Genomic DNA, 20,017 nt, shown 5'->3' on the forward strand with positions numbered 1-20,017 from the left:
GGAACGCGGCACATGTTCTCGTTCCTCGTCACGCAGTCCCTGCGCAACCGCCTGCTCGTCCTGGCGCTGGCCCTCGTGCTGGTGCTCTACGGGGCCTTCAGCCTCACGCGGCTCCCGGTCGACGTCTTTCCCGACCTCAACCGGCCGACCGTCACCATCATGGTCGAGGCCGAGGGCTACGCGCCCCCGGAGGTCGAGCAGATGGTGACCTATCCGATCGAGACCCGGCTCAACGGCCTGCCCGGGGTGACGCGGGTGCGCTCGGTCTCCGGCGTCGGCCTCGCGGTGGTCTACGTCGAGTTCGCCTGGGGCACCGACATCTACCGCAACCGCCAGCAGGTCGCCGAGCGGCTGGCCCTGGTCCAGGACCAGCTGCCCCGCGGGGTCACGCCCCAGATGGGCCCGGTCTCCTCGATCATGGGCCAGGTGCTGCTGATCGCGGTCACGGGCGAATCGGTGAGCCCGATGGCGCTGCGCGAGACCGCCGATTTCGTGCTCCGTCCCCGCCTCCTCACCGTGCCGGGCGTGGCGCAGGTGATCCCGATCGGCGGCGAGGTGCGCCAGTTCCGCGTCGCCCCGAACCCGGCGGCGATGCGGGCGCTCGGGCTCACCAACGCCCAGCTCGATGCGGCGCTCCAGCAATTCGGCACCAATGCCGGCGGCGGCTTCACCGACCAGTATTCGCGCGAGTACCTGATCCGGAACATCGGCCGCACGATGAGCCTGGAGGACCTGGGCGACCTTGTGGTGGGTGCTGCCGGCAACGCCCCGGTGCGCCTGCGCCAAGTGGCCGACGTCTCCTTCGCGGCGAAGGCCAAGCGCGGCGAGGGCGGCTACCAGGGCAAGCCGGCGGTCATCGTCTCGGTCGAGAAGCAGCCCGACGTCGACACCGTGGCGCTGACCCGCACCGTCGAGGCGGCGTTGAAGGACCTCGCCCCCTCGCTGCCCGCCGGCATCTCGGCCGACAAGATCCTGTTTCGCCAGGCCGACTTCATCGAGACCTCGATCGGCAACGTCGAGCGGGTGCTGGTCGAGGCGATCGCCGTCGTGGCGCTGGTGCTGTTCGCGTTCCTGCTGAACGTCCGCACCACCCTGATCTCGCTCACCGCGATTCCCGTCTCGATCCTGACGACGGCGCTCGTGTTCCACCTCCTCGGGCTGTCGATCAACACGATGACGCTGGGCGGGCTCGCCATCGCGATCGGCGAACTCGTCGACGACGCGGTGGTCGACGTCGAGAACATCTTTCGGCGCCTGCGCGAGAACCGGGCCGCCGGCAACCCGCGCTCGGTCTTCGCGGTGGTGGTGGCGGCCTCGAACGAGGTGCGGTCCGGCATCGTCTACGCCACGGCGATCATCGTGCTGGTCTTCGTGCCGCTCTTTGCCCTCTCTGGCATCGAGGGGCGGCTCTTCGCGCCGCTGGGACAGGCCTACATCGTGTCGATCCTGGCGAGCCTCGTCGTCTCGATCACCCTGACGCCGGTCCTCGCCTCCTGGCTGCTGCCGGGTCTCAAGAGCCTGGAGGAGCACGAGAGCCGCTTCATCCGGGCGCTCAAGCGCCTCAACGCGGCGGCCTTGGAGGTGGTGTTTCGCCACCAGCGCCTGCTCGTCGGCACCGTCGCGGGCCTCGTCGTGGCGGCAGGGCTCGCCGCCTCGCAGCTGCCGCGGGCCTTCCTGCCGCCGTTCAACGAGGGCTCGTTCACCGTCACCATGGCGTTCACGCCGGGCATCTCGCTCACCGAGAGCAGCCGGGTCGGAGCGATCGCCGAGCGGCTGCTGATGGAGATCCCGGAGGTCGCGGCGGTCGGCCGGCGCACTGGCCGGGCCGAGCTCGACGAGCATGCCGAGGGCGTCCATTCCTCGGACCTCGAAGTGGCGTTGAAGGGCGGCGGCCGGCCGAAGGCCGAGCTGGTGGCGGAGATCCGCCGGCGGCTGGCGGTGCTGCCGGTCTCGGTCAATGTCGGCCAGCCGATCTCGCACCGGCTCGACCACATGCTGTCCGGCGTCCGGGCCGAGATCGCGTTGAAGATCTTCGGCGAGGACCTGGATTCCCTGAGGCGCGTCGCGGCCTCGCTGCAGGAGCGGATGCGGGCGATTCCCGGCCTCGCCGACCTGCAGATCGAGAAGCAGACCCGGATTCCGCAGCTCGAGATCCGGGTCGATTACGGCCGGGCGGCGCTCTACGGGGTGCAGCCGGCGGCCTTGGTCGAGCAGATCAGCCGGCTCTCCAACGGCCGCCTGGTCTCGACGGTGGTCGACGGCTATCGCCGGTTCGACGTGGTCATCCGCCTGCCCGAGACGCAGCGCACCACCGCGACCTTGAGCGACCTCCTGGTCGAGACGCCGTCCGGCTGGGTGCCGGCGCGCCAGGTCGCCGACATCCGCGAGACCGACGGCCCGAACCAGATCCTGCGCGAGAACGGCCGCCGGCGCCTCGTCGTGATGGCGAACACCGTGCCCGGGTCCGACATGGCCGACATCGTGCCGGCGATCCGCAAGGCCGTGGCCGCCGAGACCCTGCCGCCGGGGGTGTTCACCAGCCTGGAGGGCACCTTCCAGGCCCAGGAGGAGGCGAGCCGCACCATCGGGGCCCTGTCGCTGGTCTCGCTGGGGCTGATCTTCGCGCTGCTCTACAGCCGCTACCGCTCGGCCGCGCTGGCGCTGATCATCCTCGGCAGCGTGCCGCTGGCGCTGGTCGGGTCGGTGGCGGCCCTGTGGCTCGCCGACCAGCCGCTCTCGGTCGCCTCGATGATCGGCTTCATCACGCTCACCGGCATCGCGGCCCGCAACGGCATCCTCAAGGTCAGCCACACCCTGAACCTGGCGCTGCACGAGGGCGTGCCGTTCGGCCCCGGCCTCGTGGTGCGCGCGAGCCTGGAGCGGCTGACCCCGGTGCTGATGACCGCGCTCTCGGCCGGCGTCGCCCTGGTGCCGCTCCTCACCGACGCGGCGAGCCCCGGCAAGGAGATCCTGCATCCGGTCGCGGTGACGATCTTCGGCGGGCTCGTCAGCGCCACCCTCCTCGACGCGCTGCTGACGCCGGTGCTGATCCTGCGCTTCGGCCGCCGCCCGCTGGAGCGCCTGATGGCGGCGCGCGATGCCACGCCGGCGCACGCGCCGGCGGGCGCCGCGCCGGCCGACCTCTACTGATTCCCCCTATACGGAGAGAGACACGATGCTGATCCGCCGATTCCTCACCGCCGGCACCCTGGCCGTCGCCCTGCCCTTCTGCGCCCACCACGCCTGCGCCCACGAGGGAACCGGCCACAACGGCGGGCGCATCGCCGATGCGGGCCCTTATCACATCGAGCTCGTGACCAGGGACCGGCGGGTCGAGGTCACGATCTACGACGCGAAGGAGAAGGCGGTGGCCCCGGCCGGCTTCAAGGGCACGGCGATCCTGGTGGTCGGCGGCAAGCCCGCCCGCGTCGTCCTGGCCCCGTCCGGGGCCGGCCTCGCCGGCGAGGCCGAGGTGGCGCTCGGCGCGAGCCCGAAGGGCGTCGTCCAGATCACCGGGCCGGACGGCGCGGCGGCGAGCGGCAAGTTCAACTGACGCGCCTGCCCGGCCCGGGCCGGGTCTTGTCCCGCCCTCGGCCTGAGGGTGGGGCGAGACGGCGGGAGCGGATCAGGCAGGATCTGAGCCGGAAGGCTTGTTCCGCGAGGGAAGAGGCATGATCGACGCCCTCTGCGTCGGCGGTCCCTCTACAAGGTGACGGCTGCGCGCCGGACTGCCGCGGCGGCGGCGTGCAGGCTCGCGCGCAGTCACGCCGCCTTGCGCTGCACCTGCGACGACACGAGGTCCCGCAGCGAGCGGATCGTGGAGAAGACGTCGCGGTTCAAGAGGTCTTCCGGGAACTCGACTTCGAAATGTTCTTCCAGGTCCATCATCACCTGGACCGCCCCGAACGAATCGAGGCCGTTGTCGAACAGGTCGTCGTCCTCGGAAAGACGGTCGAGGGTGATCCCGAGGGTGCCGTGGCGCGCCAGAATCGTCCGTATGTCCTGCGCAGAAACCATGACCGGTCCTCATCGACTGGTGCGGCAGACTAGAGAGTTACAGTCCGGAAATCAAATCCCTTATATCGATCTGGTTAAGCCGTTTCACGGGGCGGATGATCTCGCCGTCGGCACCGATCCTGCGGGTCCGGCGCGATGCCCCGTACCCGGATTCCCGGAATCGGTCGGGGTCGTGCGGAAACGGGACGGATGGTGGGCGATGCGCGGGCGTGACGGCTCAGATCGGTTCGAGGCGCTGGACGGGGTGCGGGGCGTCTGCGCGCTCGGCGTGGTGTTCTTCCACATGCCGCTCGCCCACCCGCTGCAGGGGCAGGCCTGGTTCCCGAACCTGCAAGCCTGCGTCGACATCTTCTTCGTGCTGTCGGGCTTCGTGCTGCTGCACGCCTACGGCGACCGTCTGGCGACGGGCCGCCAGGTGTGGCGCCACAGGCTGCTGCGCTTCGGGCTGCTGCGCTTCGGCCGGCTCTGGCCGCTGCACGCCGCGACGCTCGCCCTGATGGTCGCGCTCGAGGGCGCGCGCCACGTCTACCTCTCGCACCATGCCGGCCTGCCGGTGGCGACGCCGCCCTTCGGGGCCGGGCACCGGCCGGTCGAGATCCTGACCCACCTGGCCTTCCTGCACAACTTCCGCACCTTCGGCGATTACAGCTGGAACTTCCCGTCCTGGAGCATCGCGGTCGAGTTCTACGCCTCGCTGCTCCTCGCCCTGACCGTGATGGCGGCCGGACCGAGGGCGCGTCTCGTCTTCGCGGCCCTGGCGGGCGCGAGCGCGATGGCGCTGTGGTGGCTGAGCCCGCGCACGCTGTTCGTGATCCAGAACTGGGGCATCGTGCGCTGCCTGTTCGACATGTTCCTCGGCTGCCTCGCCTACACCCTGCGCGACGCCGTCCGGCTCCCCCGCCCCGCCGCGACGGCGGCCGAGACGGGGGCCGTCCTCGCCGTGGCGCTCCTCGTGGCGACGATGCCGGCCGGCCCCCTCGCCTACGGGGCGAGCCTCGTCTTCGCCGCTTCCATCGCGCTGTTCTCGCACCAGCGCGGCGCGGTGTCGGGCCTCGCCCGCGCCGGGCTGCCCCAGCGCCTCGGCCTGTGGTCGTTCTCGGTCTACCTGCTGCACGTCCCGCTGATCCAGGTCTTCACCACCGCGATGCACGCCCTCGAGGCGCGCACCGGCCTGCCCCGGACGGTCGTCATCGGGCACGACCGCTACCTCGATTTCGGATCCGGGGCGGCGAACCTCGCGGTCGCGGCCGGCCTCGTCGCCGCCACGGTCCCGCTCGCGGCCCTGGCCCACCGCCTGATCGAGCGCCCGGCCCTCGCCTGGTTCCGGCGCAACGACGCGCGCCTCGCCGAGGCCGGGCCCGTGGGGCGCCTCGCGGCGGGGGCGCCCGCGGCGCTGACGCCCTGACCGCCGGGATGTCTCAGATTGGCATGGTCCGGGCGCCGGATCGGCGGCCGGATCGGTAACCGAACCGCGACTAAGTTGTCTGCCACACCCCACCGGGTGCGAGGCGGTCGAAGAAGGCCTCTTCGCCGGTGGATGGCCGGGGCGGGTCGGTGTTTGACCGGTCATGGGCAAGATATCGTCGATCCGGACATGCGCGGGATCGGATCGTTCCGATCCGGCATCGGGATCAAACGAGGTCTCGACCGGTCCTGAAGTGATCGGGTCCGGCCTTTGATTCGGCGGGATCTCGACAAGTGGGATCTCGGCAAGTGGGGGCGGCGGCGATCGTCGCCCCGAGACGGAAACCGGTGTCGCGCGTCGCGGAGCCATCGATCGGACATCGCATGAGCCAGGGCTACGAGATGGCGACGGCAGAGCCCGCCGCGGCGCTCCCCCGCCGGACCGGCGGCACCCTCGCGGACCTGTGGGGCTCGGCGCGCCGGCGCGCGCTGTGGATCGTCGCGGGCGCCTGCGCGATGGGACTGCTCGGCGGCCTCTTCGCCCTGCGCCAGGTGCCGACCTACCGCGCCACCGTCGAGCTGCTGATCGACCCGCAGGCCCTCCAGATCGTCGGGCGCGGCCTGTCGCGCCAGGACGCCCCCGCCCAGCTCGATTTCGCCAACCTCGAGAGCCAGTCCCTGATCCTGCTCTCGACCAAGCTCCTCGACGCGGTCGTGGCGCAGCTCGACCTCGACCACGATCCGGTCCTCACCCGCGGGGCGCCCCCCGGCGCCGATCCGGCGGTCGTGGCGCTGGAGGCGCTGCGCAAGCGCATCGTGGTGCGCCGGGTCGAGAACTCGTTCAACTTCCAGCTCACCGTCGGCTACCCGGATGCCCGGCGCGCCGCCGAGATCGCCAACACCATCGCGGCGCAGTTCTTCGAGATCGGCGCCCGCGACCGGGTCTCGGCGGTGCGCCGGGCCAACGAGGGGCTGCTGACCCAGGCCGCCGACCTGCGCCTGCAGCTCAACCGGGCCGACGTGGCGGTGGAGCGCTACCGGGCCGAGAAGGGCCTGATCGCCTCGGGCGATGCCGGCCTCCTGGTCTCGCAGCAGCTCAAGGACCTCTACACCCAGATCACCGCCGCCGAGACCAACCTCGCCCGGCTCTCGGCCCGGCGCGAGGTGGTGCGCCAGCTGCGCACCCCCGACGGGCAGGGCCAGGCGGTGCCGGAATCCGACACCTCCCAGGTGATGGTGTCCCTGCGCACCCAGTACGCCCAGAACCTCCAGGAGATCGCCCAGCTCTCCCGCAGCCTCGGGCCGAACCACCCGCAGATGATCGCGCTGTCGGCCCAGCGCGCCGCCACCGCCCGGCTGATCGCGGCCGAGGCCGACCGGATCCGCCGCACCATCGAGGAGGACCTGCGCCGCGGCGAGGAATCGCTGCGCCAGCTGCGCGCCCGGGCCGAGCGGCTGATCCAGACCCAGACCAGCAGCAACCAGGAGGGCATCCGCCTGCGCCAGCTCGAGAGCGAGGCGGAGGCGATCCGGCGCACCTACAACCTCGTCCTCGACCGGACGAAGGACCTCGAGCAGCAGCAATCGATCAACCCGAGCAACTCGCAGATCGTCTCGCGCGCCACCGTGCCGCTCAAGCCCTCGGACACGCCGGCCCCGATCGTCGTGGTGGCGGCCGGCCTGTTCGGGGCGGTCCTCGGGCTGATCCTCGGCTTCCTGTACGACCTGTGGCGCGGCAACATCACGACGGTCGCGGCCCTCGGCGCCGCCGGGGCGCCGGTCTGGGCCCGGCTGGCGCGGCCGGGCCGGGCCGGCCGGGGGGCCAGCGCCGAGGAGGCCCTCGTCACCGCCGCCCGCGAGCTGCGCACGCGGCTGTCCGGCCGGGCCCAGGCGGTCGTCGTCACGGTGGTGTCAGAGGGGCTCGGCCCCGAGCGCCTGCACGCGGCCGAGGTGCTCACCGACCTCCTGCTCCGCCTCGGCGAGCCGGCCCTGCTGGTGCCCGAGCAGGCTCATGCCCGCCTCGGCTTCGGCGACGGCCCCTCCGGCGACGCGCCGGTGCGCGGCCGGCTCGCCGTGCTCGATCCCGCTCGCGGGGTCGAGCGGATGACCCGGCCGGAGATCATCGTGGCCGAGCGGGACGTCGGCCACGGCGACGGCTGGCTGTCGATCCCCGAGACCTCCGACGCGATCCTCCTCGTCGTCGCCCCCGGCCGGATGACGCGGAGCCGCCTCGAGCGCCTGCTCGCCACCCTCGACGGCGCCGGCCGCTTCCGGGCGCAGGGGCTCCTCGGCCTCGTCGCGGTCGAGGCGCGGCGGCGTCCCGCCGCGCTCCGCCGGGCGCCGGCGCTGCCCGGCCTCCAGCCCGGCCAGGGGCAAGGCCGCCCCGGCCGGGTCCGGGCGGCGTGAGCCGCATGGGGCCCGCGTACCAGGGGGGCGCCGTCCTCGCGCTGCCCGCCGCGGACGGGCGCGCGCCCTACCAGGCCCGGGCCGCGCACGCCCTGCTGGTCGCCGCGCTCGTCTTCAACGCCGCCCTGTGCTTCCTCAACACCGCGGGCTTCCCGGTCTCCGGCGGCACGGTGATCGGTGCCGAGGTGGCGATCATCGCGCTCACCCTGGGCTTTGCCCTCGACGAGCGGGCCGGCCCCTGGCTGATCCTCGCCGGGCTCGTCTCCTACGGGCTGCTGCTCCTGGCTTTGCGCGGCTCGACCGACGTGAAGGGCGTGCGCGACTTCCTGATCCCGGTCGTGTTCTACAATCTCGGGAGGCGCAATCCCGACCTGCGCGACGCCGACCGGGCGGTGCTGACCTGCGGCGTGATCGTGGTGGCGATGGGCCTGTTCGAGTACGGCCTGTTCGACGTCTACCAGAAATACTTCAACATCGTGCGCTACTACGTGGCCCGCGGCAGCATGTCTCCGTCGGAGATCAACGAGCTGACCGGCTCGCTGTTCACCAGCGGCATCCGGCCGGATTCGCGCACTATCCTGCCCTTCCTCGGGCCGCACCGGGTCTCGTCGGTCTTCCTCGAGCCGGTCTCGGCCGGCAATTTCGGCGCCGTGCTGTTCGCCTGGGCGCTCTACCGCCGCACCATGCGGGGGCGGGCCTGGCTGTTCCTCTGCGCCGCCCTCACCATCATCCTGGCCGATGCGCGCTTCGGCGCCTATGTCTGCGTCGCCATCACGGGGGCGATGTGGGTGGGCTGGCGCCTGCCGCGCCTGCTCTGGTTCGCCCTGCCCTTCGCCGTCCTGCTCGCGCTCGCCGTCTACGGCTTCGAGAGCATGCAGGTGACCTGGCAGAATGACATGGCCGGCCGCCTGCTCTGGGCCGCGCTGCTGATCACCTCCCTGCCGCCCGAGGGCGTGTTCGGCATCCTGCCCGACAAGCTCTTCCTGTCGGATTCCGGTTACGCCTACGCGCTGACCCAGGTCGGGGTGCCCGGCGCGCTCGTGGCCTGGGGCCTGTTCGTGCTCATGCCGGCGCGCAACCGGGACGCCTGGCGCCTGCGCTGCGCCATGGCGATCTATACCTGCCTGCTCCTGGTGATCAGCGACTCGCCGTTCTCGATCAAGACGGCGGCCGTGGTCTGGTTCATGCTCGGCGCCGCCGACGGCGCGCCGGAGGAGGCCCCCGGCGCACCACGGTGAGCCCTGCCCTCACACGCTCTCGCCGCGCCGGCGCCGCTCGGCGTCGTCCCAGGCGGTGAGCGGCTGGTAGTCGGGCACGAAGCCGAGGCCCTTGCGGGCGTCCGACGACACCGCGACCTGCGAGGTCGTGACGTCGATGAGCGCCGGGGCGTTGGCGAGCGCCCGTGCGATCGCCGGGGCCAGGTCCTCCGGCCGCGTTACCCGCTCGCCGTGGGCGCCGAGCGCCCGGGCGAGCCCCGCATAGTCGGAATCGGCGAGCAGCGTGCCGACGACCCGGCCGCCGTAATTGAACTCCTGGTCGTAGCGCTCGATGTTCCAGGCGGCGTTGTTCGACACGATGATCACCGGCCTGGCGCCGTGGCGGACCGCGGTGTCAATCTCCATCGCGTTGATGCCGAACGCTCCGTCGCCGGTGACGCAGATCACCTGCCGCTCCGGATGGGCGAGCGAGGCCGCGGTGGCGTAGGGCACGCCGATGCCGAGGCAGCCGAAGGCGCCGGCATCGAGGTAGGTCCGCGCCTCGAGGCCGACCCGGGCGAAGCTCAGGAGGTCGCCGCCGTCGGCCACCGCGATGTAATCGGGATCCGCGACCTCGCGGATCGCCGCGAAGATCGCCGCCGGATGGACCCGGCCGTCCCCCCCGGTCTGCGGGACCGTGGCGCCGGTCGAGCGCGCGACGTGGCGCGCCCGCAGGCCTTGCGCCCAGTCCGCATCGAGGGCGGGCGCCCGGTTGCCGGCGGCCTCGACGATCGCCGCGAGCGCCAGGCTCGGGGTCGCGAGCAGCTCCGGCTCGCCGCGGCGGTTGTCGACGAGTTCGCCGGCGGTGTCGGCGATCCGCACGAAGCGGGCGTTGGGAAACACCGCCGGCGAGCCGTAGCCGAGCTGGTAGTCGAGCTTGCGGCCGACCACCAGGACCACGTCGGCCTCGGTCATCGCCGCGGCCCGCATCGCGCCGACGGTCGCGGGATGGTCGGCCGGCACGAGGCCGCGGCTCTCCTGCGTGTCGAGGTAGACCGCGCCGAGCGCGTCGAGGAGGCGGACCAGCTCGGGCCCCGCCTGCTTGGCCCCGCGCCCGCTCACCACGAGCGGGCGACGCGCGCCCCACAGCGCGTCGACGGCCTGCGCCACGCCCGCCGGATCGGGCGGCAGGACGCGCGGCGCCTTCGGCCGCATCCAGTCGTCGAGGACGAGCTGCGGCGGCACGTGGGCGCGCAGCACGTCGGTGGGGATCTCGATGTAGACCGGGCCCGGCTCGGCCAGATCGCCCATGGCCCGGGCCACCGCCTCGTCGAGCTCGCGGATCACCTGGTCGGCGACCCGGGCGGTGCGCGACTGGCGGGTCACGGGGCGCAGGATGTCGACGTGCGGGATGTCCTGGAGCGGCCCGAGATTGGCCTGGGCCCGCGAGGTGCAGCCGCCGATCAGCAGCACCGGCACGCGGGCGAGCGAGGCGTTGGCGATGCCGGTGACGCAGTTGGTGACGCCGGGCCCAGCGGTCGCCATGCAGACCCCGAGCTCCCCGGTCAGCTCGGCATGCGCGTGGGCCATGTGGACCGCGGCGCCCTCGTCGCGCACGTCGACGATGCGGATGCCGAGGCGGGCGCAATGGTCCCAGATCGGCTGGATGTGGCCGCCCTGGAGCCCGAACACCCGGTCGACGCCCCGTGCCTTCAGGAACCGGGCGATCCAGGCGGCGCAGGATTGCGCGTCGGCGTTGAGGTCCTGGACGGTGGCCTGCTGGCTCATGGGTTTTTCCTCCCGTTACGTCGTCGTTCGCGCCCTGGGCGCGTCGTGCTCACCCAGGAAGTCGGTCCGGGTGAGGTCGGCATCTTTGCAGATCCACGAAGTCCGGATCCGCTGCCGGCACCGAGATCGGGCGTCCTTCCCCTCTCCCCGCCCGCGGGGAGAGGGGACGCCCGCGCTTTGTTCTCCGAGCGGGCACGGACACGGCAGCGATCACCCCTCCCCCCGCACCAGCCGCTCCTTCAGCTTGCGGTGCAGGGTCTTGCCCGTCGCCGTGCGGGGCATCGCCGCGTCCTCCAGGAACGAGACCGTACGCGGGCGCTTGAAGCCGGCGAGCCGATCCTTGCACCAGCCGAGGATCTCGGCCTCGGTGACCGAAGCGCCGTCGCGCGGCACGATCACCGCGTGGACGCGCTCGCCCCAGGTCTCGTCGGGAAGCCCCACCACCGCGACGTCGTGCACCGCCGGGTGGCCGCCGAGCAGGGCCTCGACCTCGGAGGGGTAGATGTTCTCGCCGCCCGAGATGATCATGTTGCTCTTGCGGTCGACGAGATGGATGAAGCCGTCCGCGTCGCGCCGGGCCATGTCGCCGACGGTGCAGTACTCGCCGCGGAACGCTTCCCGGGTCTTCTCCGGCAGCTTCCAGTAGCCGTCGAACAGGTAGGGGTTGGAGCAGAACAGTTCGCCCGCCTCGCCGTCCGGCACCTCGCGGCCGGATTCGTCGAGGAGCCTGATCGGCGCCGAGCCGACGCATTCGCGCCCGACCGAGCCGAGCTTGGTGAACTGCTCGGGCGGGTGCAGCATCGTCGCCCAGCCGACCTCGGTGGCGCCGTAGAGCTCGTAGAGCCCGGAATTGGGAAAGAACTCCATCACCGCCCGCTTGGTGTCGGGCCGGGCCGGCGCCGAGGAGATCATCAGCCGGGTGATGCGGGTGAGGTCGTGGCGCGCCTTGGCCTCCCGGCTCAGGCCCAGCATCATCGCGTAGTGGGTCGGCACCAGGGAGGTGAAGCTCGCACCCCCCTCGGCGAGCGCCCGCACGCAATGCTCGGGATCGAAGCTTTTTCGCGAGTATACGCTGGTGACGCCGCCGCAATAGCTGAAGGCGCCGAAGAAGTAGAGCGAGTTGGCGTGGCACATGGGCATGACCAGGAGCGCCGAATCGCGCCGGTGGATGCCGAGCTCGATCTCGGTGATCAGCGACAGCATCGCGGCGCCGCGATGCGAGCGGATCGCCCCCTTCGGCTTGCCGGTGGTGCCCGAGGTGTACATCAGCATCCACGGATCGGCCGGATCGACGGCGATGCCGGGCTCGTCCTCGCGGGCCCGCGCGATCAGGTCCTCGTAAGCCGAGAAGCCGGCCGGGCAGGGTGCGGCCCCGAACCACACCACGCGGGAGTCCGACACCGGCAGGTCGGCGCGGATCTCCTCGATCGTGCCGGCGAGCTCGTCCTGCAGGATGAGGGCCGAGACCTCGGCATCCTCCAGGATGTAGCGCACCTCCTGCCCGACCAGCCGGAAGTTGATCGGCACCGCGACGAGGCCGGCCTTCGCCATCGCGGCGTAGATCTCCAGCCACTCGACGCAATTGTAGGCCAGCACCGCCACCCGTTCGCCCTTGCCCAGGCCGAGGCCCAGGAGCGCGTTGGCGAGGCGGCAGGCGCGGGCGTTCCACTGCCGGAACGTCATCGCGCGTTCGAGGTCGCGCGCGCCGATCCGGTCGGGCTGCAGGCGCGCCTGGACGGCGAGCATCTGCCCGGGCGTGAGCACATCCCTCATCGTGGTCGTCCTCGTCTGGTCTCTCGGCGCGAGATGGGTTCGGTCGGTCGCCGTATGGCTCGTCCCACCCGGAACCTCATCCTGAGGTGCGAGTGAAACGAGCCTCGAAGGATGGCTCCAGAGGCCTCTGCGATCACTGGAGCCCTCCTTCGAGGTCAGTCGATCTTCGATCGCGTGCGATCTGCGATCGCCAACACCTCAGGATGAGGTTTGGAGATTGGAGGAATGGTGATCGTCAAGATTGCCACTGAGCAATCAGTGGCGAGCAGTTATCCGATATCGCCGGCGTATTTCTGCACCAGCGCCCAGGCCTCCGGCCCGAACTTTTCCCGCCACTGGCCGTAGAACTTCGTCGCCTTGAGCGCCGACTGGAAGGCGTTCGGGTCGGTTGTGTTGAACATGAGCCCCCGCCCCTCCAGCTCCTTCTGCACGTCGCGGTTGGCCTTCGCGATGTCGTCGCGCTCGCGCAGGGCCGCGGCGTTGAGGTGCTTCTCCATGATCGCCCGCACGTCGGCCGGCACGCCCTTCCAGACGCGGCCGCTCGCCATCATCCAGAACCCGTCCCAGGCGTGGTTGGTGAGCGAGCAGTATTTCTGCACCTCGTAGAACTTGGCGAAGTTGATCAGCGCCAGCGGATTCTCCTGGCCGTCGGCGATCCGGGTCTGGAGCGCCGAATACGCCTCGCTCAGCGGGATGCTCACCGGCGCGGCGCCGAGCGCGGAGAACATCGAGACCCAGAGCGGCACCACCGGCACGCGGATCTTGAAGTTCTTGAGGTCTTCGGGCGTGCGGATCGGCTTGGTGCTGGTGGTGATCTGGCGAAAGCCGTTGTCCCAGGTCGCCTCGAACGGCACCAGGTTCGCCTTCTCGATCGCGCGGCGGATGTAGCCGCCGACCTCGCCGTCCATCGCCGCCCAGACCGTGTCGTAGCGCGTGAAGGCGAAGCCGATGCCGGTGAGCGAGGTCGCCGGCACCAGGGTCGAGACCACGGTGCCCGGGAAGGTCGCGAGTTCGAGCGCCCCCGAGCGGATCTGGGACAGCATGTCCGAGTCGCTCCCGAGCTGGTTCGACGGAAACAGGCTGATCTCGACCGCGCCGTTGGTCTCGCCGGCGATCGCCGCGATCGCCTCCTTGAGCCGGACGTTGACCGGATGCGGCACCGGCAGGTCGGTGCCGAGCTTGAAGGCGAGCGTCCGGCCCTGCGCCAGGGCGGGCCGGGGGAAACCGCCGGCCGCGAGGGCGACCGCTCCCAGCCCGGTGGCCAGCAGGCGGCGGCGGTGCAGGCCGGTCGGGCGCGGATCGGTCGGCCTCTTGTCGGTCATGGCGTCTCTCCCTCGGGAATCCCGATGCTCGCGATGGCGTCGCGGCGTTATTGAATTCGGAATTCGAATTTGGAATTCGGTATTGCACGGGCGCCCGGTTTGCGCAACACGGTTCGCGGAGCGTACCCGCGTGAGGAATCCGGCCATGGCCGTCGAGACGGATGCCCGCAGCCTGACGCGCCACCGGCTGGTCGAGCAGGTCTACGGGGCGATCTTCAGCGAGATCACCGAGGGGCGGCTGGCGCCCAACACCCGGCTGATCCAGGACGAGCTGGCGGAGGCCTACGGGGTGTCGCGCCAGCCGGTGCAGCAGGCGCTGCTGCTCTTGCGCAACCACGGCATCGTGCGCGACGCGCCGCGGCGCGGCCTCGTGGTGGCGCCCCTCGAGGCGTCGTTCGTGCAGAACCTGTACGAGGTCCGCGGCGTGCTCGAAGGCCTGACGGCCCGGCTCGCGGCCGAGCGCAACCCGGCCCGCGCCGGCCGGGAGGGCGCGCCGCTGGTCGCCGCCGGGCAGGCGGCGGCGAAAGGCGGCTCGGTCGCCGACCTCATCGCCGCCGACATCGCCTTCCACCGCTTCCTCGGCGAGATCGCCGAGAACCCGATCATCGTCGAGACGGCGGCGCCGCACTTCAACCACCTGAAGCGGATCATGGGCGAGGTGCTGCGCGAGGACGAGGCGATGCCGGCCCGGATCTGGGACGAGCACGCGGCGATCCTCTCCGCCATCGCGGCCGGAGACGGCGAGGCCGCCGACCGGCTCTCGCGCCAGCACATCGCCCGGGCCGCCACGGTCTTCGTCGACCGCCTGAGGGCGCAGGAGGTGGCGAGCGTCGAGGAGGCCCGCAACCGGCGGGTGGCGCGGTAGGCCGTTGTCCGACGACGCGGCTTCCGGTTCGTCGTTCCATCCGGGACGGACTCGGCCGGCGGCCCGGTCGGGGACCGGGCGCCCGCGCCGTCAGAAAAGCTCGATCCCGTCGTCGTCCGCGCCGCTCGCGGCGGCCGGCTCCTGCCCGGCCGGCCGGCCGAGGATCCGCTGGCCGAGGCGCTCGCGGATCTCGTAGAGGGTCACGGCGGCGATCATCCGCTCGGCCCAGGCGGCGTCCGGGGCCTCGTCCGGATCGGCCGCGAGCGGGGTGCGCCCCTCCTGCTCGGCCAGGGCCGCCGACAGGGCGGCGAGGCAGCGGGCGATGTTGTCGAGGCGCTGCTTGGCGAGGTCCTGGAACTGCATCGCCACCAGCGCGGCCGAGACGTCGGCGGTGATCTCGCCGGTGGTGCGGGCGGTGCCGTCGAGGATCGCCGCGAAGCGGTCGCCCTGCTGCGCCAGGGTCTCCATCACGGTGCGGAACCGCGCGGTGGCGGCGCGGCTCTCGTCGGAGACGTCCACCGAGGCGATCTCCCGCATGGCGGCGTGGCTGCCGCGCAGGCCCCCGGCGATGGCGCCGATCTGCTCGCGCACCCCGCTCGAGACCGCGCTGATCGACTTGGCGAGGTCGCGCACCTCGTCGGCGACCACCGCGAAGGCGCGGCCGGCGTCACCCGCCCGCGCCGCCTCGATCTTGGCGTTGAGCGCGAGCAGGTTGGTCTGACGGTTGATCTTGTCGATCTCGACCACGCTCGACTCGATCCGGCCGAGCGTGCCCAAGAGCCCGTCGAGGGTCGAGACCATCGCCTCGCCCCGCTCCGACAGGGCGGCGACCTTGGTGGAGAGCGACGAGAACGTCGCCTCGAACCCCGCCGAGACCTCGGACAGCGACAGCTTGCGTTCGTCGATGGTGACGGAGCGGACGGCGTCGGCGAGCCCGGCGATGATGCCCTCCTGCTCGCGGCTCGCCGCGGCGATGCGCTGGAAGCGCCCGGACAGGTCCTGGACGTGGCTCTCGGTATGGGCCGTCACCCCGTCGATCTCGCCGACGAGGGCGTCGAGGGCGCGGCGCTGCACCGCCGAGAGGCCGAGCCAGTCCTGGAGGAAGGCCGCGTTCTCCGGCGAAAGGATCGGCGGGCGCTCCGCGGCCCGGTGCCGGGGAAGCTGGGTCTGCATCGTCGGCATCATCCTATGACGGCGAGAGGGCGCGGGCCGCCGTCTCGCTTCGCGTCGTCCTCGTACCGTCGATGACTAGCCTCCTTGAGCTGAACGAAGGGTTATGTCGCGCGTGACAGCGGACGAAAAATCCCTCGCTTGCGGTGCGTTAGTTGCAGTAGCGGGCCCGTGCGGCGCACGATCGAGAAGTGTTGTCCGCGGACGTCGGTACATCGGCGACTGCCGGTGCCTTGCCGTCCTCCCCGGTCGACGCGGTCTACGTACATCGAATCTTTACGCCTGGAGCGCGTATCTCGCGGAAGAGGACACGTTCTCCCGTGTCGACGTTGCCGGGTTGTCGGAGCGTGGAATGTCCGATCGCTACACACTGACCTTGCCGGACGATTGCGACATCCGCACCGCGGCCGAGATCCAGGCGCGGCTCGGCGCCGCCCTGGCGGCCGGACCGGTCGATGTCGACGGCGAGGGCGTGGTGCGGGTCGACGTGACCTTCGTGCAGGTCGTGCTCGCCGCGGTCGGCACCGCGCGCCGGTCGGGCGGGTCGCTGCGCGTCACCGGCCTCTCGGCGGCCGCGAGCGCCGCCTTCGATCGGGCGGGCGTGTCCCTGTCCGACCTCGCCCCTCCCCTGTCCGGACACTGAAGCGCTCGAGCAGCACCATGGCCACCATCCTGACGGTCGACGATTCCCCCAGCATCCGGCAGATGATCCGGGTCGCGCTGAGCCCGGCCGGGCACACCATCCTCGAGGCCGGCGACGGCGCCGAGGGCCTGAGGAAGGCCCAGGCCGAGCCGGTCGACCTCGTCATCACCGACCTGAACATGCCGGTCATGGACGGGCTCGAGCTGATCCGCCGGCTGCGCGGCGTTCCGGCGCTGTCGGGCCTGCCGATCGTCTTTCTGAGCACCGAGTCGAACGACGGCGTGAAGCAGCAGGCCAAGGCCGCCGGCGCGACCGGCTGGATCACCAAGCCGTTCAAGCCCGAGCAGCTGGTCTCGGTGGTGACGAAGCTCGTGCGGCGCTGAGCCGGCGCGGCGGTTCGCCCTCCGCGCCCTCCGGGGCCCCGGCTCCCCCCATTGCATCCGCGTTGCCCATCCCGGGGCGCCCGAGCGGCGCGCCGGGATCAATGCGTGGCGGAACGCCCGTCGATCGCTCGCGCCGCAGCACCGGCGAAGACCGCACACAGGTCTCGTCCGCCGTCTCGCCGCCCGCGGCGCCAGGATGCGCGGAAGGACGCCGTCTCCCGCCCTCCCTACCCCTGTCGAGCGCGTCGGGGGAATCGCGGTTAACGCTCCGTCTACATTGGGCATCGGGCTGAACGGTTCCATCCCGATTTCGCTAAACTTGCATCTGATTTACAGAAATTTATCGACGTCGGCGCCAGGTTGCGGTCATGAACCCTGCGACAGACGGCGCGCCGGGGTGGCGGTCCCGCTTCGTCGGCGGGGTGCGCGCCACCCCCGCGCCGCCCGCGTGATCCGGTGCCGCCATGACCCACATCGATCCCGCCGAGGTCTTCCTGACGGAGGCCACCGAGCTCCTCGACCGGCTGGAATCGACGCTCCTCGACCTCGGCGACCGGCCGCAGGACCGGGCGCTGATCGACACCGCGTTCCGCGCGCTCCACACCATCAAGGGCTCGGGGGCGATGTTCGGCTTCGCCCAGGTCGCGACTTTCACCCACGATTTCGAGACCGCGTTCGACCTCGTGCGCCAGGGCGAGGTCAGCGTGAGCCGCCCCCTGATCGACGTGTCGCTCTCGGCCAAGGACTACATCCGCCTCCTGATCGAGAACCCGGACGGCACCGACGCGGTGATCGGCGCGGCGATCCTCGACGAGCTGCAGCGCCTGGTCCGGCCCGGTGCCGGGGCGGACGCGCCGCAGGTGCCGGTCCCCGCCGAGGCGCCGTGTCCGGAGACGGCGGCCGACCGGCCGGACTGGCATCTCGGCCTCGCCTTCGACCCCGACATCCTGCGCAACGGCACCAACCCGCTGGCGCTCCTCGACGAGTTGCGCGATCTCGGCGCCCGGTCGGTCACCGCCCGCACCGACGCGGTGCCGGACCTCGCCGCCCTCGACCCCGCGCGGCTCCATCTCGGCTGGGACGTGGTGATGCCCGGCAGCGTCACCCGCGAGGCGATCGAGGACGTCTTCCTGTTCGTCTCGGACGAGATGACGCTCACCATGCTGCCGGTCGAGGCGACCGGATCGGTCGAGGCGACCGGATCGCTCGAGACGGCGGGTTCGGCCGCGTCGGCCCCGGCCCCCGTCCAGCCCGCGGCGGACGAGCCGATGCCCGCCGCCTCGCCTGCCGCCCCGTCCGAGGCCGAGGCCCGCACCCCGCCCGCCGCCGCCCGACGCACCGACGACCAGGCGGTGACCACCGTGCGGGTCCAGGCCGAGCGCCTCGACGCGCTGATGGACCGGGTCGGCGAGCTCGTCATCGCCCAGGCGCGGCTGAACCAGATCGCCGCCCTGCGCTCGGACCCCGCCGTGAAGGCGGTGGCGGAGGAGATCGAGCGCCTGGCCGCGGCGCTGCGCGACACCACGATGGGCATCCGCATGGTGCCGATCGGCTCGCTCTTCGGCCGCTTCCGCCGCCTCGTGCACGACCTCTCGCGCGACCTCGGCAAGCCGGTCGCCTTCGTCACCGAGGGCGAGGACACCGAGCTCGACAAGACCGTGATCGAGCGCCTGGCTGACCCCCTCGTCCACCTGATCCGCAACGCCATCGACCACGGCATCGAGGCGCCCGAGCGCCGCGCCGCCGGCGGCAAGGCCCCGACCGGGCGCATCCTGCTCAAGGCCGAGCATGCCGGCGCCCAGGTGCTGATCACCGTGCGCGACGACGGCGCCGGGCTCGACACCGCCCGCATCCGCGCCAAGGCCGAGGAGAACGGCCTCCTGTCCCCCGGCACCCCGCTGAGCGACCACGAGGTCCACCAGTTCCTGTTCGCGCCGGGCTTCTCCACCGCCCGGGAGGTCTCGGCCCTGTCGGGCCGCGGCGTCGGCATGGACGTGGTGAAGAAGACCATCGAGTCCCTGCGCGGCTCGATCGACCTCGCGACCCAGCAGGGCGCCGGCTCGGCCTTCACCCTGCGGCTGCCGCTGACCCTCGCGATCATCGAGGGCCTGCTGATCCGGGTCGGCGACGGGCACTACGTCATCCCGCTCTCGGCGGTGGAGGAATGCGTCGAGCTGCCCGAGGCCGACCGCGAGGCGCGGGGCCGCAGCCTGCTCAACATCCGCGGCGAGCTGGTGCCGTACCTGCGCCTGCGCGAGCTGTTCGGCTGCGACGTCCCGTCCGAGCCGCACCAGATGGTGATCATCACGGCGCTCGCCGGCGAGCGGGTCGGCTTCGTCGCCGACCAGATCGTCGGCAGCCACCAGACGGTGATCAAGTCGCTGTCGAAGCTGCACGCCGACGTCACGATGTTCTCCGGCGCCACCATCCTGGGCGACGGCAGCGCCGCCCTGATCCTCGACGTGCCCCAGCTCCTGGCCGCCGGCCAGGCCCGGGCCGGGATCGACCTGCACGGCTCCAACCTGACCGAGGCCGCCTGATGTCCCTCGCCGCCCGGGCCGAGAGCCCGCAAGCCCCCGCCGTCCCGGGCGCCGCCGCGCAGGAGGGCACCCGCGTGCAGGCGCTGATGGTCGGCATCGCCGACGAGATCTTCGCGATCGATGCGGGGCTCGTGCGCGAGATCATCGATCCCCTGCCCCCCACCCGGGTGGCGGGGGCCCGGCCCCACCTGCCGAGCGTCGTCAACGTGCGCGGCGCCATCATCCCGCTCGCCGACCTGCGGGTGCGGTTCGGCCTGCCGCCCCGGGCGGCGAGCCCCGACACCCGCATCGTGGTGGTCGAGCTCGCGATCGACGGCGACCCGGTCTGCGTCGGTCTCACCGCCGACAAGGTCCACGAGGTCACCGAGATCCAGTTCTCGGATGCCCGGCCGATGCCGCGGGTCGGCCTCGCGATCCGCCCCGACTTCGTGCGCACCCTGATCAAGTGGAACGACCAGTTCGTGATCGTGCCCGACCTCGAAGCCATCCTGGCCTGAAATCCCGGCCCTC

General features: G+C 71.8%; 15 protein-coding genes. 10 read left to right on the plus strand and 5 right to left on the minus strand.

What is annotated here, in order from left to right; all coding sequences use genetic code 11:
* The first annotated feature begins 12 nt into the window (after window positions 1–12).
* Both V3T34_RS28010 and V3T34_RS28015 read left to right on the plus strand, forming a co-directional pair.
* Complete coding sequence (locus V3T34_RS28010; protein ID WP_305077731.1) at window positions 13–3,150, plus strand: efflux RND transporter permease subunit; 3,138 nt, start codon at window positions 13–15, stop codon at window positions 3,148–3,150.
* Between the two features lie 25 nt (window positions 3,151–3,175).
* Complete coding sequence (locus V3T34_RS28015; RefSeq protein WP_236012545.1) at window positions 3,176–3,553, plus strand: hypothetical protein; 378 nt, start codon at window positions 3,176–3,178, stop codon at window positions 3,551–3,553.
* A 209-nt stretch (window positions 3,554–3,762) separates the two neighbouring features.
* Here the strand turns inward: V3T34_RS28015 and V3T34_RS28020 are convergent, their stop codons facing one another.
* Entirely contained in the window at window positions 3,763–4,017 is a 255-nt protein-coding gene (locus V3T34_RS28020; protein WP_060847885.1) for an acyl carrier protein, read from the minus strand.
* Window positions 4,018–4,216: 199 nt separating this feature from the next.
* Here V3T34_RS28020 and V3T34_RS28025 point away from each other — a divergent pair, with 199 nt between their 5' ends.
* The 3 genes from V3T34_RS28025 (at window position 4,217) to V3T34_RS28035 (ending at window position 9,065) form a co-directional block, all read left to right on the plus strand.
* The gene (locus tag V3T34_RS28025; RefSeq protein WP_305078315.1) at window positions 4,217–5,422 is read left to right on the plus strand and encodes an acyltransferase family protein; all 1,206 of its coding nucleotides are present in this window, start codon (window positions 4,217–4,219) and stop codon (window positions 5,420–5,422) included.
* 383 nt (window positions 5,423–5,805) lie between these two features.
* Window positions 5,806–7,827: a GumC family protein gene (locus V3T34_RS28030; RefSeq protein ID WP_091882232.1), complete on the plus strand. Its 2,022-nt coding sequence runs from the start codon at window positions 5,806–5,808 to the stop codon at window positions 7,825–7,827.
* 5 nt (window positions 7,828–7,832) lie between these two features.
* The gene (locus V3T34_RS28035) at window positions 7,833–9,065 is read left to right on the plus strand and encodes a hypothetical protein (protein WP_091882229.1); all 1,233 of its coding nucleotides are present in this window, start codon (window positions 7,833–7,835) and stop codon (window positions 9,063–9,065) included.
* A gap of 9 nt (window positions 9,066–9,074) precedes the next feature.
* On the opposite strand, the gene V3T34_RS28040 is transcribed toward V3T34_RS28035, so the two are convergent.
* From V3T34_RS28040 to V3T34_RS28050, 3 genes are all read right to left on the minus strand, one after another.
* Window positions 9,075–10,811 carry a thiamine pyrophosphate-binding protein gene (locus tag V3T34_RS28040; protein ID WP_305078316.1) on the minus strand — a complete coding sequence of 579 codons (1,737 nt, stop codon included), beginning with the start codon at window positions 10,809–10,811 and terminating at the stop codon, window positions 9,075–9,077.
* 210 nt (window positions 10,812–11,021) lie between these two features.
* Complete coding sequence (locus tag V3T34_RS28045) at window positions 11,022–12,584, minus strand: class I adenylate-forming enzyme family protein (protein WP_305078317.1); 1,563 nt, start codon at window positions 12,582–12,584, stop codon at window positions 11,022–11,024.
* 269 nt (window positions 12,585–12,853) lie between these two features.
* Window positions 12,854–13,906 (minus strand): TRAP transporter substrate-binding protein, encoded by a 1,053-nt coding sequence (locus tag V3T34_RS28050; RefSeq protein WP_305078318.1) that lies wholly within the window; start codon window positions 13,904–13,906, stop codon window positions 12,854–12,856.
* 145 nt (window positions 13,907–14,051) lie between these two features.
* Between V3T34_RS28050 and V3T34_RS28055 the strand changes: the two genes are divergently transcribed.
* The gene (locus V3T34_RS28055) at window positions 14,052–14,771 is read left to right on the plus strand and encodes a GntR family transcriptional regulator (protein ID WP_091882216.1); all 720 of its coding nucleotides are present in this window, start codon (window positions 14,052–14,054) and stop codon (window positions 14,769–14,771) included.
* Between the two features lie 90 nt (window positions 14,772–14,861).
* On the opposite strand, the gene V3T34_RS28060 is transcribed toward V3T34_RS28055, so the two are convergent.
* A complete protein-coding gene (locus tag V3T34_RS28060; protein ID WP_139234868.1) occupies window positions 14,862–15,944 on the minus strand; it encodes a methyl-accepting chemotaxis protein in 1,083 nt (360 codons plus the stop codon).
* Between the two features lie 349 nt (window positions 15,945–16,293).
* Between V3T34_RS28060 and V3T34_RS28065 the strand changes: the two genes are divergently transcribed.
* The 4 genes from V3T34_RS28065 to V3T34_RS28080 all read left to right on the plus strand — a co-directional run bounded on the left by V3T34_RS28065 (window position 16,294) and on the right by V3T34_RS28080 (window position 20,004).
* Window positions 16,294–16,584 carry an STAS domain-containing protein gene (locus V3T34_RS28065; protein WP_060847894.1) on the plus strand — a complete coding sequence of 97 codons (291 nt, stop codon included), beginning with the start codon at window positions 16,294–16,296 and terminating at the stop codon, window positions 16,582–16,584.
* 17 nt (window positions 16,585–16,601) lie between these two features.
* Window positions 16,602–16,967, plus strand: coding sequence for a response regulator (locus tag V3T34_RS28070; RefSeq protein ID WP_060847895.1), 366 nt, complete (start codon window positions 16,602–16,604; stop codon window positions 16,965–16,967).
* 464 nt (window positions 16,968–17,431) lie between these two features.
* Window positions 17,432–19,507: a chemotaxis protein CheA gene (locus V3T34_RS28075; protein WP_091882210.1), complete on the plus strand. Its 2,076-nt coding sequence runs from the start codon at window positions 17,432–17,434 to the stop codon at window positions 19,505–19,507.
* Entirely contained in the window at window positions 19,507–20,004 is a 498-nt protein-coding gene (locus V3T34_RS28080) for a chemotaxis protein CheW (RefSeq protein ID WP_082742581.1), read from the plus strand. Before V3T34_RS28075 ends, V3T34_RS28080 begins: the two co-directional genes overlap by 1 nt.
* Window positions 20,005–20,017: the final 13 nt, after the last annotated feature.

The sequence above is a fragment of the Methylobacterium ajmalii genome (assembly GCF_036448855.1).
GTDB classification, from domain to species: Bacteria; Pseudomonadota; Alphaproteobacteria; order Rhizobiales; family Beijerinckiaceae; genus Methylobacterium; species Methylobacterium ajmalii.

Excerpts from the sequence above, each read along its gene's own strand:
- V3T34_RS28010 (WP_305077731.1), top strand. The coding sequence starts at position 13 with ATGTTCTCGTTCCTCGTCACGCAGTCCCTGCGCAACCGCCTGCTCGTC.
- V3T34_RS28015 (WP_236012545.1), top strand. The coding sequence starts at position 3,176 with ATGCTGATCCGCCGATTCCTCACCGCCGGCACCCTGGCCGTCGCCCTG.
- V3T34_RS28020 (WP_060847885.1), bottom strand. The coding sequence starts at position 4,017 with ATGGTTTCTGCGCAGGACATACGGACGATTCTGGCGCGCCACGGCACC.
- V3T34_RS28025 (WP_305078315.1), top strand. The coding sequence starts at position 4,217 with ATGCGCGGGCGTGACGGCTCAGATCGGTTCGAGGCGCTGGACGGGGTG.
- V3T34_RS28030 (WP_091882232.1), top strand. The coding sequence starts at position 5,806 with ATGAGCCAGGGCTACGAGATGGCGACGGCAGAGCCCGCCGCGGCGCTC.
- V3T34_RS28035 (WP_091882229.1), top strand. The coding sequence starts at position 7,833 with ATGGGGCCCGCGTACCAGGGGGGCGCCGTCCTCGCGCTGCCCGCCGCG.
- V3T34_RS28040 (WP_305078316.1), bottom strand. The coding sequence starts at position 10,811 with ATGAGCCAGCAGGCCACCGTCCAGGACCTCAACGCCGACGCGCAATCC.
- V3T34_RS28045 (WP_305078317.1), bottom strand. The coding sequence starts at position 12,584 with ATGAGGGATGTGCTCACGCCCGGGCAGATGCTCGCCGTCCAGGCGCGC.
- V3T34_RS28050 (WP_305078318.1), bottom strand. The coding sequence starts at position 13,906 with ATGACCGACAAGAGGCCGACCGATCCGCGCCCGACCGGCCTGCACCGC.
- V3T34_RS28055 (WP_091882216.1), top strand. The coding sequence starts at position 14,052 with ATGGCCGTCGAGACGGATGCCCGCAGCCTGACGCGCCACCGGCTGGTC.
- V3T34_RS28060 (WP_139234868.1), bottom strand. The coding sequence starts at position 15,944 with ATGCAGACCCAGCTTCCCCGGCACCGGGCCGCGGAGCGCCCGCCGATC.
- V3T34_RS28065 (WP_060847894.1), top strand. The coding sequence starts at position 16,294 with ATGTCCGATCGCTACACACTGACCTTGCCGGACGATTGCGACATCCGC.
- V3T34_RS28070 (WP_060847895.1), top strand. The coding sequence starts at position 16,602 with ATGGCCACCATCCTGACGGTCGACGATTCCCCCAGCATCCGGCAGATG.
- V3T34_RS28075 (WP_091882210.1), top strand. The coding sequence starts at position 17,432 with ATGACCCACATCGATCCCGCCGAGGTCTTCCTGACGGAGGCCACCGAG.
- V3T34_RS28080 (WP_082742581.1), top strand. The coding sequence starts at position 19,507 with ATGTCCCTCGCCGCCCGGGCCGAGAGCCCGCAAGCCCCCGCCGTCCCG.